15 protein-coding genes and 1 pseudogene are annotated in these 15,955 nt (G+C 62.2%); 11 read left to right on the top strand and 5 right to left on the bottom strand.

All coding sequences use genetic code 11. The features are described from left to right. Positions 1–145: 145 nt before the first annotated feature. Positions 146–1,639 carry a CoA-acylating methylmalonate-semialdehyde dehydrogenase gene (locus tag ACF8EF_RS11940; protein ID WP_176684413.1) on the bottom strand — a complete coding sequence of 498 codons (1,494 nt, stop codon included), beginning with the start codon at positions 1,637–1,639 and terminating at the stop codon, positions 146–148. Positions 1,640–1,712: 73 nt separating this feature from the next. Beyond that, entirely contained in the window at positions 1,713–3,059 is a 1,347-nt protein-coding gene (locus ACF8EF_RS11935; RefSeq protein ID WP_176684412.1) for an aspartate aminotransferase family protein, read from the bottom strand. 118 nt (positions 3,060–3,177) lie between these two features. On the opposite strand from ACF8EF_RS11935, the gene ACF8EF_RS11930 reads away from it, so the two are divergent. The 5 genes from ACF8EF_RS11930 to ACF8EF_RS11910 all read left to right on the top strand — a co-directional run bounded on the left by ACF8EF_RS11930 (position 3,178) and on the right by ACF8EF_RS11910 (position 7,531). Next, complete coding sequence (locus ACF8EF_RS11930; protein ID WP_176684411.1) at positions 3,178–4,095, top strand: LysR family transcriptional regulator; 918 nt, start codon at positions 3,178–3,180, stop codon at positions 4,093–4,095. Positions 4,096–4,185: 90 nt separating this feature from the next. Next, a complete protein-coding gene (locus ACF8EF_RS11925; protein ID WP_003255279.1) occupies positions 4,186–4,848 on the top strand; it encodes a TetR/AcrR family transcriptional regulator in 663 nt (220 codons plus the stop codon). A 9-nt stretch (positions 4,849–4,857) separates the two neighbouring features. Continuing rightward, positions 4,858–5,442: a YigZ family protein gene (locus ACF8EF_RS11920; RefSeq protein ID WP_176684410.1), complete on the top strand. Its 585-nt coding sequence runs from the start codon at positions 4,858–4,860 to the stop codon at positions 5,440–5,442. Between the two features lie 368 nt (positions 5,443–5,810). After that, a complete protein-coding gene (locus ACF8EF_RS11915) occupies positions 5,811–6,497 on the top strand; it encodes an SDR family oxidoreductase (protein ID WP_176684409.1) in 687 nt (228 codons plus the stop codon). A gap of 86 nt (positions 6,498–6,583) precedes the next feature. Next, positions 6,584–7,531, top strand: coding sequence for an adenosine deaminase (locus tag ACF8EF_RS11910; protein WP_176684408.1), 948 nt, complete (start codon positions 6,584–6,586; stop codon positions 7,529–7,531). A 20-nt stretch (positions 7,532–7,551) separates the two neighbouring features. Here ACF8EF_RS11910 and ACF8EF_RS11905 read toward each other — a convergent pair whose 3' ends face one another. Continuing rightward, positions 7,552–8,265 (bottom strand): helix-turn-helix transcriptional regulator, encoded by a 714-nt coding sequence (locus ACF8EF_RS11905; protein ID WP_019438054.1) that lies wholly within the window; start codon positions 8,263–8,265, stop codon positions 7,552–7,554. Positions 8,266–8,754: 489 nt separating this feature from the next. Here ACF8EF_RS11905 and ACF8EF_RS11900 point away from each other — a divergent pair, with 489 nt between their 5' ends. Then, positions 8,755–8,952 (top strand): hypothetical protein, encoded by a 198-nt coding sequence (locus tag ACF8EF_RS11900; RefSeq protein ID WP_245354978.1) that lies wholly within the window; start codon positions 8,755–8,757, stop codon positions 8,950–8,952. On the opposite strand, the gene ACF8EF_RS11895 is transcribed toward ACF8EF_RS11900, so the two are convergent. Next, a complete protein-coding gene (locus ACF8EF_RS11895; protein ID WP_176684407.1) occupies positions 8,903–10,084 on the bottom strand; it encodes a multidrug effflux MFS transporter in 1,182 nt (393 codons plus the stop codon). The genes ACF8EF_RS11900 and ACF8EF_RS11895 overlap by 50 nt on opposite strands. 108 nt (positions 10,085–10,192) lie before the next feature. Further along, positions 10,193–10,390: a heavy-metal-associated domain-containing protein gene (locus ACF8EF_RS11890; protein WP_014589568.1), complete on the bottom strand. Its 198-nt coding sequence runs from the start codon at positions 10,388–10,390 to the stop codon at positions 10,193–10,195. A gap of 145 nt (positions 10,391–10,535) precedes the next feature. Between ACF8EF_RS11890 and ACF8EF_RS11885 the strand changes: the two genes are divergently transcribed. The 5 genes and pseudogenes from ACF8EF_RS11885 to ACF8EF_RS11865 all read left to right on the top strand — a co-directional run bounded on the left by ACF8EF_RS11885 (position 10,536) and on the right by ACF8EF_RS11865 (position 15,892). Then, positions 10,536–10,922, top strand: a complete 387-nt coding sequence (locus ACF8EF_RS11885; RefSeq protein ID WP_392460452.1) for a hypothetical protein — start codon at positions 10,536–10,538, stop codon at positions 10,920–10,922. Positions 10,923–10,974: 52 nt separating this feature from the next. Continuing rightward, entirely contained in the window at positions 10,975–13,374 is a 2,400-nt protein-coding gene (locus ACF8EF_RS11880; protein WP_392460451.1) for a heavy metal translocating P-type ATPase, read from the top strand. Then, positions 13,371–13,781, top strand: coding sequence for a Cu(I)-responsive transcriptional regulator (gene cueR, locus ACF8EF_RS11875; protein ID WP_176684405.1), 411 nt, complete (start codon positions 13,371–13,373; stop codon positions 13,779–13,781). The genes ACF8EF_RS11880 and cueR overlap by 4 nt, the downstream gene beginning before the upstream one ends. Positions 13,782–13,948: 167 nt before the next feature. Then, positions 13,949–15,034 (top strand): annotated as a pseudogene (locus ACF8EF_RS11870) (cache domain-containing protein); the annotation flags it as partial. Positions 15,035–15,124: 90 nt separating this feature from the next. Beyond that, positions 15,125–15,892 carry a methyl-accepting chemotaxis protein gene (locus ACF8EF_RS11865; protein ID WP_392460455.1) on the top strand — a complete coding sequence of 256 codons (768 nt, stop codon included), beginning with the start codon at positions 15,125–15,127 and terminating at the stop codon, positions 15,890–15,892. Positions 15,893–15,955: the final 63 nt, after the last annotated feature.

Below are 15,955 nucleotides of genomic sequence, written 5' to 3'. Positions count from 1 at the left end.
GGCGCTGCAGGGGTTATGGCAGACACATCTCACCGCCCAAACCACCTCAAGACATCCCCCCTACAACAGCAACAGCAACAGCAACAACCAAACCCCAAAAACAAAACGGGGAGGCCTGACGGCCTCCCCGCTTCATCTACTTCCCTTACAGGCTAGGGAATGCAAACTGCGACGCTTCATGGCTGGCCCGCTGCGGCCAACGCTGGGTAATTGCCTTGCGGCGGGTATAGAAGCGCACACCATCCGGGCCATAGGCATGCAGGTCACCAAACAGCGAACGCTTCCAGCCACCAAAGCTGTGGTAGGCCACCGGCACTGGCAGCGGTACGTTGACACCCACCATACCCACTTCGATCTCGTCGCAGAACAGACGGGCCGCTTCACCGTCACGGGTAAAGATGCAGGTACCGTTGCCATACTCGTGATCGTTGATCAGCTGCATGGCCTGCTCCAGGCTATTCACCCGGACCACGCACAGCACCGGACCAAAGATCTCTTCTTTATAGATGCGCATCTCCGGGGTCACCTTGTCGAACAGTGTGCCACCCACGAAGTAGCCATCTTCATTACCCGCCACACGGAAGCCACGTCCATCCACCACCAGCTTGGCGCCAGCAGCAACACCGTCATCGATGTAACCCACGACCTTGTCACGCGCTGCCGCAGTCACCAGCGGGCCCATGTCCAAGCCACACGAGGTGCCGGCACCAATCTTCAGCGCCTTGATCTGTGGCTCCAGCTTGGCAATCAGGGCATCGGCCACTTGGTCGCCCACGCACACGGCTACCGAAATGGCCATGCAACGCTCGCCACACGAACCGTAAGCCGCGCCCATCAGGGCACTGACTGCGTTGTCCAGGTCGGCATCCGGCATCAGCACCGCGTGGTTCTTCGCGCCCCCCAGGGCTTGTACACGCTTGCCACGCTTGGTGCCTTCGGCATAGATGTACTCGGCGATCGGGGTCGAACCCACGAAGCTCAGTGCTTTCACTTCCGGTGCTTCGATCAGCGCATCCACCGCTTCCTTGTCACCGTGCACCACGTTGAGGATGCCCTTCGGCAGCCCGGCTTCCAGCAGCAACTGGGCAATGTACAAGGTCGAGCTCGGGTCACGCTCGGAAGGCTTGAGGATGAATGCGTTGCCGCAGGCGATGGCCAGCGGGTACATCCACAGCGGCACCATGGCGGGGAAGTTGAACGGGGTAATACCGGCAACCACGCCCAGCGGCTGGAAATCGGACCAGGCGTCGATGTTCGGACCGACGTTGCGGCTGTACTCCCCCTTCAGCACTTCTGGGGCTGCACACGCGAACTCGACGTTCTCGATACCACGCTTCAGTTCGCCGGCGGCGTCCTCCAAGGTCTTGCCGTGCTCTTCGCTGATCATCTGCGAAATCTTGGCTTCGTTCTGCTCCAGCAGTTGCTTGAAGCGGAACATCACCTGGGCGCGCTTGGCCGGAGGGGTGTTGCGCCAGGCCGGGAAGGCGGCCTTGGCCGAGTCGATCGCTTCCTGAACAGTTGCGCGGCTGGCCAGTTCGACCTTGCGAACGGCCAGGCCAGTGGACGGGTTGAAGACATCGGCGGTGCGCTCACCCTTGGTAACCAGTTCGCCGTGAATCAGGTGCTGAACAATGCTCATGCAAAACTCCAGATAAACAAAGGAGAGCCAGGCACGCGCTGCGTGCGTGCGCCTGGCATCAAAATCGGAAAGATCAGTCGATCAGGTTCAGGGTTTCGCCTACCGCATCGAACAGGCGGTCCAGTTCCTGCGGCTTGGTATTGAAGGTTGGGCCGAACTGCAGGGTGTCGCCACCAAATCGTACATAGAAGCCCGCTTTCCACAGCTTCATGGCCGCTTCGTATGGGCGAACGATGGCATCACCGTCACGGGCGGCGATCTGGATGGCGCCGGCCAGGCCGTAGTTGCGGATATCGACGATATTCTTGGTGCCCTTCACGCCGTGCAGCAGCTTCTCGAAATGCGGCGCCAGTTCAGCAGCGGACTGCACCAAATTTTCCTTCTGCAGCAGGTCCAGCGCGGCGATACCGGCGGCACAGGCTACCGGGTGCGCCGAGTAGGTGTAGCCGTGTGGGAATTCCACCGCGTATTCCGGGGTCGGCTGGTTCATGAACGTCTGGTAGATCTCGCTGCTGGCAATCACTGCGCCCATCGGGATGGCGCCGTTGGTCACCTGCTTGGCGATGCACATCAGGTCTGGGGTAACGCCGAAGGCTTCCGAGCCGGTCATCGCACCCATGCGGCCGAAGCCAGTGATCACTTCGTCGAAGATCAGCAGAATGTTGTGCTGGGTGCAGATTTCACGCAGACGCTTCAGGTAGCCCTTCGGCGGCGGCAGCACACCGGCCGAACCGGCCAGCGGCTCGACGATGACTGCTGCGATGTTGGAGGCATCGTGCAGCTCGATCAGCTTGAGCATTTCGTCAGCCAGAGCGATACCGCCCTCTTCCGGCATGCCCTTGGAGAAAGCGTTCACCGGCAACACGGTGTGGGGCAGGTGGTCGACGTCCAGCAACTGACCAAACATCTTGCGGTTACCGTTGACGCCACCCAGGCTGGTACCCGCGATGTTCACGCCATGGTAACCACGGGCACGGCCGATGATCTTGGTCTTGGTTGCCTGGCCTTTCAGGCGCCAGTAAGCACGCACCATCTTCAGTGCGGTATCGGCGCACTCGGAACCGGAGTTGGTATAGAAGACGTGATTCAGATTGCCCGGAACCAGCTCGGCGATCTTTTCCGCCAGCTGGAACGACAGCGGGTGGCCGAACTGGAAAGCTGGCGAGTAGTCCAGCGTACTCAGTTGGCGGGTCACCGCGTCAGCGATTTCCTTGCGAGTGTGCCCTGCGCCGCAGGTCCACAGGCCGGACAGGGCGTCGAAGATCTTGCGCCCGTGGTCATCGACCAGGTAGTTGCCTTCGGCCGCCACGATCAGGCGTGGGTCGCGCTGGAAGTTGCGGTTGGCGGTGTAGGGCATCCAGTGGGCGTCCAGCTTGAGCTGGCTGGCGATACCGGCAGGGGCGGTTTCGGGCATGTTCATCGGCGGTTCCTCGGAAGACGATTAGGCAACGATGTATCTTGTTGCAGCTAAATTGGCACGGCGATAGAGTCTGAAAAAGCCTACATTTCTAACCTTCAGACAGGCCGAGACTAAACTAATGAGCCGACGCCCCGATCCACTCGCCCAAGTCAGCGATTTCGACATCCGCCTGCTGAAGATCTACCGCAGCGTTGTCGAGTGCGGTGGCTTCTCGGCTGCCGAAAACGTACTGGGCATAGGTCGCTCGGCCATCAGCCAGCAGATGAACGACCTCGAGCAACGCCTCGGCCTACGCCTGTGTCAGCGCGGCCGCGCCGGTTTCTCGCTGACGGAGGAAGGCCGCGAGGTCTACCATTCAGCCCTGCAACTGCTCAGTGCACTGGAAAGCTTCCGCACCGAGGTCAACGGCCTGCACCAGCATTTACGCGGCGAGCTGAACATCGGCCTGACCGACAACCTGGTGACCTTGCCGCACATGCGTATCACCCACGCCTTGGCGGAACTCAAGGATCGGGGCCCTGACGTGCGCATCCAGATCCGTATGATCGCCCCCAGCCAGGTCGAGCACGGCGTGCTCGACGGCAGCCTGCACGTTGGCGTCGTACCACAGACCAGCCCGCTATCGGGGCTTGAGTACCAACCGTTGTACAGCGAACGCTCGCTGCTGTACTGCGCAGTCGGCCACCCGTTGTTCTACGCCGACGACCAGCAGATAGACGACGAACGCCTCAATAGCCAGGAAGCCATCACCCCCACCTTCCGTCTGCCCGCCGAAATCCAGGCGCATTACCAGGCACTGAATTGCACAGCCAGTGCTTCTGACCGCGAGGGCATGGCGTTTCTCATCCTCACCGGGCGCTATATCGGCTACCTGCCCGACCACTACGCCACGTTCTGGGTCCAACAAGGCCGTTTGCGTGCGCTAAAGCCCAGGGAGCGTTTTTATGACCTGAGCCTGAGCTGGGTCACCCGCAAAGGCCGGCGCCCCAACCTGGTGCTGGAAAGCTTCCTCGAAAGCCTGGCTGCGACACGTTGATGCCAGTCTGTGCCGTAAACGCTTGTCACTTCGGCACAGGCAGGTAATCTTGTGCCACAGCCGCAGCCACTGCCCCGTACGGAATCGTCCATGACCCTAGAAGTCCCTGCGCATCGCCTCTCCGCCTCGGGCAAGCCCGCGGGCCGTATCCGCCAGAAGAACGAACAGGCCATTATCCAGGCCGCCGAAGATGAATTCGCCCGCCATGGTTTCAAGGGCACCAGCATGAACACCATCGCCCTCAAGGCGGGGTTGCCCAAGGCTAACCTGCACTACTACTTCACCAACAAGCTGGGCCTGTACATCGCCGTGCTCAGCAACATCATCGAGTTGTGGGACAGCACCTTCAACGCCTTAAGCGTCGATGACGACCCCGGTGAAGCCCTGAGCCAGTACATCCGCACCAAGATGGAGTTCTCCCGGCGCAACCCGCAAGCTTCGCGCATTTTCGCCATGGAAGTGATCAGCGGTGGCACCTGCCTGACCGAATACTTCAGCGCCGATTACCGCGAATGGTTCCGCGGCCGTGCTGCGGTATTCCAGGCCTGGATCGAAGCAGGCAAGATGGACCCGGTCGACCCCGTGCACCTGATCTTCCTGCTCTGGGGCAGCACCCAGCACTACGCCGACTTTGCCACCCAGATTTGCCAGGTGACTGGCCGCAGCCGCCTGACCAAACAGGACATGGAAGACGCGAGCAACAACCTTATCCACATCATTCTGAAGGGCTGCGGCATCAAGCCGGCTGCCTGACCGTCCTTTATGCCTTCTACCCTGCTCGACCTCTGCGAATACCGCGAGGAAATCCGCAAAAGCCGCTTCATCACCCTCGCCGGGCCGATCAGCAGTGCCGCCGACGCGATGAATTTCATCGAACGTCACAGCGACTTGGCCGCAACCCACAACTGCTGGGCCTGGAAACTCGGCGCGCAATACCGCAGCAGCGACGATGGCGAACCCGGTGGCACCGCTGGGCGGCCGATCCTGGCGGCCATCGAAGCGCAGGACTGCGACCAGGTGGTGGTGCTGGTGATCCGCTGGTACGGCGGCATCCAATTGGGCACCGGCGGCCTGGCCAGGGCCTATGGCGGCGGCGCCAACAAGTGCCTGCAACAGGCGCCCAAGCGCCTGCTGGTGCAACGCAGCAATTTCAGTTGCAGCTGCAGTTTCAGCGAGCTGGCGTTGGTGAAGCTGCGCCTGGCCGAGGTTGACGGCCTGGTCCTGGATGAACAGTTCACCGCCAATGGTGTTGACCTGCTGATTGCCCTCGGTGACGCCCACCTGGCGCCATTGCAACAGCAACTGGCGGATTTGAGCCGCGGACGTATTTTGCTCGAAGCACGCTGAACATTGCCCACAGCAACTGTGGGCCTGCCTGTGGATAAGCTTGGGGCAAGCTCTTGCAGGCTAGTGATTTCAAGGCCCTCAGAGCCTTGATCATATTTTGATCACTATTTGATGACAGTCGTAAACTGCTGAATGTGCGCGACTTATCCCCAGCGAACCGCCCACCCAAACCGCACCCCACTCGCTCACCTTGCACACAATAACTGTGGACCAGCTTGTGGATAACCCGTGTGCCAACCGGCGAAGCGCCCGGCCCCGCAAGGCCCAGACGAAACTGACCATTTTTTGACCAACAGCAAACCAGGCACGCATATCCGCCGTGACGTATGCTCAGTTCCTTTCTCCTACACCGATAAAGGAATGTTCCTATGGCTAATTCAAGAACTGCCCTCATCATCGGCGCCTCGCGCGGGCTTGGCCTGGGCCTGGTACAACGCCTGCACGAAGACGGCTGGAAAATCACTGCCACCGTCCGTAACCCGCAGCAGCCCGGCGCCCTGGCGAACGTGCCCGGCGTGCACATCGAGCAGCTGGAAATGAACGACACCGTCCAGCTCGATGGCCTGAAGCAACGCCTGCAAGGCCAGGTATTCGACCTGATATTCGTCAACGCCGGGGTCATGGGCCCCTTGCCGCAAGATCTGGAGGCGGTAAGCAACAGCGACATTGGCGATCTGTTCATGACCAACGCCGTGGCGCCGATACGCGTGGCTCGCCGCCTGGTGGATCAAATACGCGAAGGCAGTGGTGTGCTGGCCTTCATGAGCTCGATCCTGGGAAGCATCACCATCCCCGACGGTGGCGAAATCTGCCTGTACAAGGCCAGCAAGGCGGCACTGAACTCGATGATCAACAGCTTCTTCGTTGAGCAGCAGCGCCCGGACCTGTGCGTGCTGGCCATGCACCCGGGCTGGGTGAAAACCGACATGGGTGGCGAAAACGCCGATATCGATGTGCTCACCAGCACCCGCGGCATGATCGAACAGATCAAGGCCCAAAGCGGCAAGGGCGGCCTGCGCTTCATCAACTACAAGGGCGAACCCTTGGTCTGGTGATTCACCAGGTCGCAGCCCGGCTGGGCGCATTGCCCGGCCGGCCCCTGTAGAATGGCCGCAACTGTACCTGATTGAGATGAACCACTATGTATGACTGGTTGAACGCCCTGCCCAAGGCCGAACTGCACCTGCACCTGGAAGGCTCGCTGGAGCCCGAGTTGCTGTTCGCCCTGGCTGAGCGCAACAAGATCGCCTTGCCCTGGGCCGATGTGGAGACCTTGCGCGGTGCCTATGCCTTCAACAACCTGCAGGAGTTCCTCGACCTGTATTACCAGGGCGCCGACGTGCTGCGCACCGAGCAGGACTTCTACGACCTGACCTGGGCCTACCTGCAGCGCTGCAAGGCCCAGAACGTGATCCACACCGAACCCTTCTTCGACCCGCAGACCCATACCGACCGTGGCATTGCTTTCGAAGTGGTGCTCAACGGCATCAGCCAGGCGCTCAAGGATGGCCGCGAACAGCTGGGCATCAGCAGCGGCCTGATCCTCAGCTTCCTGCGCCACCTCAGCGAGGATGAAGCGCACCAGACCCTCGATCAGGCCTTGCCGTTCCGCGATGCGTTCATTGCCGTAGGCCTGGACAGCTCGGAGATGGGCCACCCACCCAGCAAGTTCCAGCGTGTGTTCGATCGCGCCCGTAGCGAAGGCTTCATCGCCGTTGCCCATGCTGGCGAAGAAGGCCCGCCTGAGTACATCTGGGAAGCCCTCGACCTGCTGAAGATCAAACGTATCGACCATGGCGTGCGCGCCATCGAGGACGAGCGCCTGATGCAGCGCATTATCGACGAGCAGATCCCGCTCACGGTGTGCCCGCTGTCCAACACCAAGCTCTGCGTGTTCGACCACATGAGCCAGCACAACATCCTCGACATGCTCGAGCGTGGCGTGAAAGTCACGGTCAACTCGGACGACCCGGCCTACTTCGGTGGCTACGTCACGGAGAACTTCCACGCTCTGCATACCCACTTGGGCATGACCGAAGACCAGGCGCGTCGCCTGGCGCAGAACAGCCTGGACGCACGGCTGGTTTGAGTAGCATGACGACGTTGCGCTCAACCGACCTGCAACGTCGCCACGCGGGCTATGCGATTGATCTGCTGGATACCCAGCGCCGAGATATGCAATGCCCGCGAGTCCTCCAACTCACGCATCCAGCCAGATTGCAGGAACAACCTGAACAAGGCCTGGCCCAGTACGCCCCCCAGATGCGGGCCCTGGTCATTCCATTCGGTGCAGCGGCAGATCACGCAACCTCGTTGCTGGTGTGGCGCCAGGGCATCGATGTACACCCCGACCAAGGCCAACTGCGCCCGCCCCTCGTCACTGACCCTCAAGTGCCGTCCGCTGCCTTCCAACCAGCCAGCCACCACCATGCGATGGTACAGCTCACTGGCCAACTCCCCACCCAGGTGATCGCCACAACGGCGCGCCCGGCGCATCGACAGGGGCAGCGACGATACCGGCGCTTCGGCACGCTCTCCCCTGGCGCTTTCCAGTTGTACGCTGGCCAAGGCCTCTACCGCTGCTCCGACCTGCGGGGTAGCCAGGCAGAAGTAACGTTTGCGGCCCCTGGCTTCATGCCTGAGCAAACCGGCCGACGACAGCAGCGAAAGGTGTGCGCAGGCTGACGATGAAGTCAGGCCAGTCATTATCGCGAGCTCATTGGCCAATCGTGGTGTGCCATCGATCAATGCCCACAGCATGGCACTGCGCTTGGGGTCGGCCATCAGGCTGGCGATCTGGCTGATACTGCTGGCTGCGTTCATGTCCTTGTAACTCCCTGCAATTTCACGGTGGGGATGCGATGGCCAACCCTGCCAGGGAAGCGCCTCTCGCTGGCACTGGCCTGGTTCGCCAGTATAAGCCGCAGAAAACGCCGTTCAGACGCCCACCTGCCGCAGCACCCAGGATGAAAAACCACTGGGTATGTCTACCCATGGCAAGCAGCGAAGCGGCTGCGAGATACTCCCCGGCACCACGTCAACCAAGGCACCGGTACGCCCACACAGGCGCGCTGAAACATCTTGATGAAAACAAACTTGCAGTCATTTCAGATACGGCCCACAGCAACCTTCCGCAAATAGCGCGAAACAAAGCGAAGGTTCTGTGGGTTTGCAGGCATTGCGCCCAAAGCAGGAAACACCGCCAGGAAAATGCACGCACCTACCGTCAGTCAGGACGCTGAAGCAGTGTCATGGCAGGCTCGCAGGCCAGCGCTACACTTGAGCCGCTGCCCTTTCTGGAGGTATGCCGCGATGAAAATTATCGTAAGTGCGTCGAGCCGAAACCCCGCCTGTCCTTGGCAAGTCCAGCTCGATCAGCACGTGGTCAGTTTCCGCAGCGAGGCTGAGGCACGTGCCTTCGTCGCCACGCTGGAAAACCGTCTGCAGGCACCTCATCCCCTCATGCGGGAGCCTTGGCCTGCAGACGTCGGGTCAACAGCGCGACACTGACCGCCAGCGCCCCGCACAGGCTGATCACGATTGCCATTGGCACCGCACTGCCGTCATGCAGCAGGCCGACCAGTGCGGCAGCACCCGCAGCGACGCTGAACTGCACACAGCCCATCAGTGCCGAGGCGCTACCGGCACGCGCGCCCTGTCCGCTCATGGCGCAGGCCGAAGCATTGGGAATGATGCAACCCAGGCTGGCGATACAGATGAACAGCGGCACCAGCAGCGGCCACAACTGCGCTGGGCGCAAGGCCGCCACGCCCAGCAGCACCAGGCCCGCAACCAGATACAGCCACACCGCGCGGCCCAGCAGGAACGCCGGTCCGCGTTTGGCCAGCAAGCGGGCGTTCACCTGCGCCACCAGAATAAAACCTGCGGCATTGGTACCGAACAGCCAGCCGTAGTGCTCTGCGGGTACGCCATACAGCTTGATGAACACGAAAGGCGAACCGGCGATATAGGCAAACATGCCGGCAATGGCGATACCGCCGGTCAGGGCATGGCCGAGGAAAACCCGGTCAGCCAGCAGCCGCAGGTACTGGCGCAACGCACCAGACAGCGGCTGGCGCGGTATATGCTCAGGCAGGCTTTCTGGCAGGCCCAGGCTTACCGCCAACAGGCAGCCGGCACTGAACAGGCTCAGAGCGAGGAAGATCGACTGCCAGCCGGCCAGGTTCACCAGCACCCCACCCAGCATCGGTGCCAGGATCGGCGCCAGGCCCATGACCAGCATCAGTTGCGAAAACACTTTGGCTGAAGCTACCGGGTCGCACTTGTCGCTGACGATAGCCCGCGAAAGCACCATGCCGGCACACCCACCCAATGCCTGGATAAAACGTGCCAGCACCAAGGTGTCGAGGTTGGGGGCATAGGCACAGGCCAGTGAAGCCAAGGTAAACAGGGTCACGCCGAAGATCAGCGGCTTGCGTCGACCAAAGCGATCGGCAACTGGGCCATAGGCCAATTGCCCGATAGACAGGCCCAGGAAGTAAGCGGCCAAAGTGGCCTGGATGTGTTTTTCATCGGTGGCGAACGCTTGCGCCATGGCCGGGAAGGCTGGCAGGTAGAAGTCGATCGCCAAGGGCCCGAACGCACTGAGTGCGCCCAGGATGAGCACCATTCGCAGGTTCATCAGGAATCCATAGCAGGCTAAGCAAGTGACTGATTCTACCTGCTGTGGACCCTATCGATGTGAAAACATTTGCAACACTGTTACCCCCCAGTGGGAGCAATCAGGTCTTCAGGCGAGTTCGGCCTGGTACCCCTCATCCCGAATCGCGGTGAGGATCTGCTCCTGCGCCAACTCGCTCTGCACACGCACCTGTTTGCCTGCCAGATCAACTTCCACCCTGGCTGCCGCATCCTGCTCCTGCACCGCGCGGGTCACGGCTTTCACGCAATGGCCGCAGGTCATGCCTTGTACATTGAACACTTGCATGAGGGTTACCTCCTTCAGGTTTTTCACTAGTCTCAAGCTTGCCATCAGGGCAAGGTCAAGCCTTGCCTGCAACACCCGGGGTGGAAATCCGCGTCCGCGTCGGCCAAGCTGCGCCTTTGACGATCAGGCAAGCAGGAGATTTTTCATGTTCAGGGCAGCATTGGGCGTCGTCGGGCTATTGGGCGCGCTGGCTGTGGTGCCACCGGCCTTCGCCGAGGGCAACTCGGCCTACAGCGTACTGATCATTTCCCGGGAGCGCCTGGAAGTGGCCACCAGCTGCGAAATCGGCGTGTACCTCAACGACCAGCTTTCCGGGCGCGTTTTCCAGGAGCAGTCTACCTCGTTCAACTTGCCGCCTGGCCCGGTGGATGTACGCCTGCGCCTGCTACCTGGGCAAATGCCGGGTTGCGCCGCTGGTATAGAGGACCAGCGCAGCACGCGTTTGAATCTGCAGGCGGGCCAGATCAACAAATACCGCATCGTCATGGGGCAATATGGGCTGGAGTTGAAACGAGCCGACCTGGGCTATTGACCTTGCCTGCGTGGCAAGGTTGATGCTGGAGGCCTGTCCAAGGAGGAGAGCCATGCCCGCATCCACCACATACGACCTGCCGATCTCCGGCATGACCTGCGCCAGCTGTGCTGGCCGGGTCGAGCGCGCCCTGCGCAAGGTCACCGGCGCTGAACAGGTCAGCGTAAACCTCACCACTGAGAAAGCCCGGGTTCTGGCCGCGCCTGACAGCCTGCCGGCTTTGGTCAAAGCCGTGCGGGAGGCCGGTTACGGGGTGCCCACCCGCACCCTCGAGCTGCAGATTGGCGGCATGACCTGCGCCAGTTGTGTCGGCCGTGTGGAGCGCGCCCTGGGCAAATTGCCGGGGGTCGAGCAGGTCAGCGTCAACTTGGCCAGCGAACGCGCGCACCTCGAAGTGCTTGCGGCCCTGGATGACAACCTGCTGATCGACGCTGTGCAAAAGGCAGGCTACAGCGCCAGCCTGCCACAATCGACCAAGGACGACCAAAGCACTGTCCAGCGACGCCTGCGCAACGAGCGCCTGGCAGTCGGCGCAGCCTTGCTGTTGGCCCTGCCGCTGGTATTACCCATGCTGGTGCAACCGTTCGGCTTGCACTGGATGCTACCCGCCTGGACGCAGTTCCTGCTGGCCACACCCGTGCAGTTCATTCTCGGTGCCCGCTTCTACATTGCGGCCTGGAAGGCCGTGCGCGCCGGTGCTGGCAACATGGACCTGCTGGTGGCCCTGGGCACCAGCGCTGGCTATGGCCTGAGCCTGTACCAATGGGCACAGGCTCCCGCCGGCATGGCCCCGCACCTGTACTTCGAAGCCTCGGCCGTGGTGATTGCCCTGGTATTGCTGGGCAAGTACCTGGAAAGCCGCGCCAAACGCCAGACCGCCAGTGCCATCCGCGCCCTCGAAGCCCTGCGCCCGGAACGCGCCGTGCGCGTGGTCGACGGCCAGGAGGAGGATGTGGCGATCGCCCAGTTGCGCTTGGGCGACCTGGTACTGGTCAAGCCCGGCGAGCGCTTCCCGGTCGACGGCGTGGTCGAAGACGGCAGCAGCCACGCCGATGAGGCCCTGATCAGCGGCGAGAGCCTGCCAGTGCCCAAGCAACCCGGCGACAGCGTCACCGGTGGCGCCATCAATGGCGAAGGCCGGCTGCTGGTGCTTACCCAGGCACTGGGCACCGAGACCGTGCTGGCGCGCATCATCCGCCTGGTGGAAGACGCCCAGGCTGCCAAAGCGCCGATCCAGAAGCTGGTCGACCGTGTCAGCCAGGTGTTCGTCCCGGCCGTGCTGGTACTGGCCCTGATCACCATGATCGGCTGGTGGTTGGCTGGGACACCGCTGGAAATCGCGCTGATCAACGCCGTCTCCGTGCTGGTCATCGCCTGCCCCTGCGCCCTCGGCCTGGCCACGCCCGCGGCGATCATGGCCGGCACCGGGGTCGCCGCCCGCCACGGCATCCTGATCAAGGATGCCGAAGCCCTGGAACGTGCCCATGCGGTCAACCGCGTAGTCTTCGACAAAACCGGCACCCTCACCTCCGGCAGCCCGCAGGTGGTTCACAGCCAGGCACTGGACGGCAACAGTGCCGACCTGTACCGCCTGGCCGGCGCCCTGCAGCGCGGGAGTGAACACCCACTGGCCAAGGCGGTGCTGGTCGCCTGTGCAGAGCAAGGGCTGGAAGTGCCAACCGTTGCCGACAGCCAGTCGCTGACCGGGCGCGGCATTGCCGGTCGCGTTGAAGGCCGTGAACTGGCACTGGGCAACCGTCGACTGCTTGACGAAAGCGGGCTGCAGCCCGGCGAGTTGGCCGAAAAGGCCCAGGCCTGGGAAGCCGAAGGGCGCACACTGTCGTGGCTGATAGAACGCGGCACGCAACCAAGTGTGGTAGGCCTGTTCGCCTTTGGTGACAGCCTCAAGCCGGGCGCCGCGCAGGCCATCGACACCCTGCACGCCCAACACATCAGCAGCCACCTGCTGACCGGTGACAACCGTGGCAGCGCCAGAGTGGTTGCCGAGGCCCTGGGCATCGACGATGTGCATGCCGAAGTGCTACCGGCCGACAAGGCCGCGACCGTGGCCGCGCTCAAGCAGGAGGGTGTGGTTGCCATGGTTGGCGATGGTATCAACGATGCACCTGCGCTGGCCGCAGCCGACATCGGCATTGCCATGGGTGGCGGTACCGACGTGGCCATGCAGGCCGCGGGCATCACCCTGATGCGTGGCGACCCGCGCCTGGTGCCCGCCGCACTGGAAATCAGCCGCAAGACCTACGCGAAGATCCGCCAGAACCTGTTCTGGGCATTCATCTACAACCTGATCGGCATCCCGCTGGCCGCGCTAGGTTACCTCAACCCGGTACTGGCAGGTGCCGCCATGGCCCTGTCCAGCGTAAGCGTCGTCAGCAACGCACTGTGGCTTAAAACGTGGAAACCCACCAGCAACACCCAGGAGGCGCCATGAACATTGGCCAGGCCGCCCGCCGCAGCGGGCTCAGCACCAAGATGATCCGTTACTACGAATCCATCGGCCTGCTCAAACCGGCCACACGCAGCGACAGCGGCTACCGCCTGTACCAGGCGGAAGATTTGCACAACCTGGCCTTCATCAAACGCTCCCGCGACCTGGGCTTTTCCCTCGAGGAGGTCGGCAAGTTGCTGGCCTTGTGGCAGGACCGCCAACGTGCCAGCGCCGATGTGAAGGCGCTGGCCATGCACCATATCGATGAACTGAACCGGCGCATCGAGGAGCTGGTGAGCCTGCGCGACACCCTCGGCGAGCTGGTTTCGCACTGCCAGGGTGACGACCGCCCGGACTGCCCGATCCTCAAAGACCTGGCCAATGGCGCTGCAGGCAGCTGTTGTCACTGAGCTGCCACGAGCGTTTGGTATGCCATAAATGTCCAAACACGACCGAATAGTCACCAACCACGACTTTATCCAATAAATACGGGCCTTTTGGCTTTATAAAACCCGGATGCTGCCGATGTAGTTGCTACCTGCCTCGTGTGTCGAAAATAACAATTCCGGGAGCGTCGATGAGCATCAAACAGAAATTGATCTGGGCATTCGCGGTCATCGCCGGCTTGCCCATCGTTCTGGTGGCCACCCTGGTGGTCATCAACCTGCGCGGCGAAGCCCGCGACGGATTCCTCGACAGCAGCAGCCGGGAAATCCGCCAGGTCAGCAACGCGATGAACATCTTCTTCCAGGGGATCAACCAGAACGTCGAGTACATGGCTTCCCAGCCAATGGTCGCCGCCACGGGTAGCGAGCTGAACAAGTACATGAGCGCAACCCCGTCCTACGAACTGGGCGAGCAGGCCAGCAAAATACTCGACTTCATGACCCGCCTGGCCAACTCACATCCCGCCTACGCCTACCTGTCCTATGGGGTGAATGACGGCGGCTACACCGGCTGGCCGGCCGGCCAGAAGTTTGTCAATTATGACCCACGCACGCGCCCCTGGTACCAACTCGCCATGGCCAACCCTGGCAAGACGTTACGTACCGGCGCCTACTACTGGGCCGCCGACGATGCAGTGCTGGTCAGCACCGTGCGCACCGTGGCCAATCAACTGGGCAACCCCGGCGGTGTGGTCAACATCGACGTGTCGCTCAAGGGCCTGACCGAGATCGTCAAGCAGATCAAACTGGGCGAAAGCGGCTACCTGATGCTGGTGGAAAGCAACGGCAACGTGATGGTCGACCCGCGCGACGCCACCCACAACTTCAAGCAGCTGGGAAGCTTTGGCGACGGTTATGCCAAGCTGGCCAAAGCCGGCAAAGGCCTGGTGGAGGTCGAACTCAATGGCGTGCACTACATGGCTAACGTCTACCCCGACCAGCAACTGGGCTGGACCTTCATCGGCCTGATCGAGCAAAGCGAAGTGATGCAGACCACCACCCGGCTCACCTGGCTGATCGGCGTCATCGCTGTGGTGTTGGCCGCGCTGTTCGCGTTGGTCGGTGCGGCCTTCGCCAAACTGATCGTGCGCCCGATCAACAGTGTCACCAATGGCCTGGAAGACATCGCCCAGGGTGAGGGAGACCTGACCCGCAACCTGGAAATCCGCGGCCGCGACGAAACCGCGCAACTGGCCAGCTGGTTCAACCAGTTCCTCGGGGCCATTCGCAGCCTGATCCAGCACATCGGCACTGCTGCCAGCAAGATCCTCAGCACGTCCAGCAGCTCGACCCGCGTCTCCAGCGACATGGCCGAGGCGGCCGGCCGCCAGCGTGAAGCCGTGGACATGGTTTCCACCGCATTCCACGAAATGGTCGCCACCGCCAATGAAGTGGCACGGTCCTGCAGCCAGGCAGCGCAGTCGGCCGACAGTGGCCAGCAGCAGGCCCGCGAAGGCCAGCAGCAGATCGATGCGGCGGTACACAGCGTTGATCGCCTGAGCCACGAAATCGAGCAATCGGCGCAGTCGATCCAGCAACTGGAGCGTGACAGCAACGCTATTCAGTCGATCCTCGGCACCATCCGTTCGATTGCCGAGCAGACCAACCTGTTGGCCCTGAACGCCGCCATCGAAGCGGCCCGTGCCGGTGAGCAGGGCCGCGGCTTTGCCGTGGTGGCGGACGAAGTGCGGGCGCTGGCCAAGCGCACTGCCGACTCCACCGCCGAAATCGACGGTCTGCTGGGCAACCTGGCCAGCCGTACCGCCGAAGTGGCCGAGCAGATGCACGCCAGCCTGGAAGTGTCGCAGCAGTCGGTGAGCCGCATTGGCCTGGCCCGCGACAGCTTCGGGCAGATCCGTGACTCGGTGGACGTGATCCGCGACATGAACACCCAGATCGCCACGGCGGCCGAAGAGCAGCATCAGGTGGCCGAGGATATCAACCGGCACATCAGCCAGATTCACGGGGATGCGCAGTTGGTGGCCGAGCTGGCCCAGGCGGCGCGCCAGGACTCCGAGAGCCTGGCCGGGCTGTCCAATGAGCTGGATACGCTGGTGCGCAGGTTCCGCACCTGATGAGGCATGGCCTGTGCCGGCCCTTTCGCGGGTGGTAACGCGGCCTCTGTAGGCGCGGGTTTA

Origin of the sequence: Pseudomonas sp. zjy_15 (assembly GCF_043101865.1) — a bacterium.
In the GTDB taxonomy this organism is placed as follows: domain Bacteria; phylum Pseudomonadota; class Gammaproteobacteria; order Pseudomonadales; family Pseudomonadaceae; genus Aquipseudomonas; species Aquipseudomonas putida_Y.
The sequence above is the reverse complement of the archived record's forward strand: the minus strand, read 5'-3'. Positions and strand labels throughout refer to the sequence as shown.

What these genes read in the sequence shown, in the direction of transcription:
- ACF8EF_RS11940 (WP_176684413.1), bottom strand. Translation starts at nt 1,639, where the DNA reads ATGAGCATTGTTCAGCACCTGATTCACGGCGAACTGGTTACCAAGGGT.
- ACF8EF_RS11935 (WP_176684412.1), bottom strand. Translation starts at nt 3,059, where the DNA reads ATGAACATGCCCGAAACCGCCCCTGCCGGTATCGCCAGCCAGCTCAAG.
- ACF8EF_RS11930 (WP_176684411.1), top strand. Translation starts at nt 3,178, where the DNA reads ATGAGCCGACGCCCCGATCCACTCGCCCAAGTCAGCGATTTCGACATC.
- ACF8EF_RS11925 (WP_003255279.1), top strand. Translation starts at nt 4,186, where the DNA reads ATGACCCTAGAAGTCCCTGCGCATCGCCTCTCCGCCTCGGGCAAGCCC.
- ACF8EF_RS11920 (WP_176684410.1), top strand. Translation starts at nt 4,858, where the DNA reads ATGCCTTCTACCCTGCTCGACCTCTGCGAATACCGCGAGGAAATCCGC.
- ACF8EF_RS11915 (WP_176684409.1), top strand. Translation starts at nt 5,811, where the DNA reads ATGGCTAATTCAAGAACTGCCCTCATCATCGGCGCCTCGCGCGGGCTT.
- ACF8EF_RS11910 (WP_176684408.1), top strand. Translation starts at nt 6,584, where the DNA reads ATGTATGACTGGTTGAACGCCCTGCCCAAGGCCGAACTGCACCTGCAC.
- ACF8EF_RS11905 (WP_019438054.1), bottom strand. Translation starts at nt 8,265, where the DNA reads ATGAACGCAGCCAGCAGTATCAGCCAGATCGCCAGCCTGATGGCCGAC.
- ACF8EF_RS11900 (WP_245354978.1), top strand. Translation starts at nt 8,755, where the DNA reads ATGAAAATTATCGTAAGTGCGTCGAGCCGAAACCCCGCCTGTCCTTGG.
- ACF8EF_RS11895 (WP_176684407.1), bottom strand. Translation starts at nt 10,084, where the DNA reads ATGAACCTGCGAATGGTGCTCATCCTGGGCGCACTCAGTGCGTTCGGG.
- ACF8EF_RS11890 (WP_014589568.1), bottom strand. Translation starts at nt 10,390, where the DNA reads ATGCAAGTGTTCAATGTACAAGGCATGACCTGCGGCCATTGCGTGAAA.
- ACF8EF_RS11885 (WP_392460452.1), top strand. Translation starts at nt 10,536, where the DNA reads ATGTTCAGGGCAGCATTGGGCGTCGTCGGGCTATTGGGCGCGCTGGCT.
- ACF8EF_RS11880 (WP_392460451.1), top strand. Translation starts at nt 10,975, where the DNA reads ATGCCCGCATCCACCACATACGACCTGCCGATCTCCGGCATGACCTGC.
- cueR (WP_176684405.1), top strand. Translation starts at nt 13,371, where the DNA reads ATGAACATTGGCCAGGCCGCCCGCCGCAGCGGGCTCAGCACCAAGATG.
- ACF8EF_RS11865 (WP_392460455.1), top strand. Translation starts at nt 15,125, where the DNA reads ATGGCCGAGGCGGCCGGCCGCCAGCGTGAAGCCGTGGACATGGTTTCC.